The organism is Thermobaculum sp. T2p (genome assembly GCF_059335935.1).
The window spans coordinates 1-560 of sequence record NZ_JANZYQ010000028.1 but is presented as its reverse complement, the minus strand read 5'-3'; the positions used below and the strand labels follow the sequence as shown (position 1 = coordinate 560).

The 560-nt window shown below is 61.4% G+C and carries 1 protein-coding gene; it reads left to right on the top strand.

Annotated elements, in window-relative coordinates:
- The coding region (locus N2245_RS13105; protein ID WP_494537177.1) for a lipoyl synthase at window positions 1-560 on the top strand (560 nt) is incomplete at both ends.

The following is a 560-nucleotide window of genomic DNA, read 5'->3' as shown; positions in this document are numbered from 1 at the left end:
CTCAGGCATGTGGTGGTGACCTCTGTGGCCAGGGATGAGCTACCTGATGGAGGGGCAGAGATCTTTGCTCGTACCATCAGGGCCATCCACAGGAGGGTGCCTGGCTGCTCGGTGGAGGTGTTGATCCCAGACTTTCGGGGGGATGAGGGGGCAGTGGGCAAGGTGGTGGAGGCCTCTCCTGAGATCCTCAACCACAACGTGGAGACTGTGCCCAGGTTGCACAGGCGGGTCAGGCCCCAGGCCAAGTACGAGCGGAGTCTGAGGGTGTTGGAGGTGGCCAAGGTGTTGGATGGGGAGGTGTTGACCAAGAGTGGGTTGATGGTGGGTTTGGGGGAGACGAGGGAGGAGCTCAGGCAAGTGATGAGGGATCTGAGGGCTGTGGGAGTGGAGATATTGACGGTGGGGCAGTATCTGAGGCCCTCCAAGGGGCATCTACCTGTGGAGAAGTACTACCATCCGCAGGAGTTTGCTGAGCTCAAGGCAGAGGCCCTGGAGCTGGGCTTTGCTCATGTGGAGGCTGGCCCCCTCGTCCGCTCCTCCTACCACGCCGACGAGCAGGT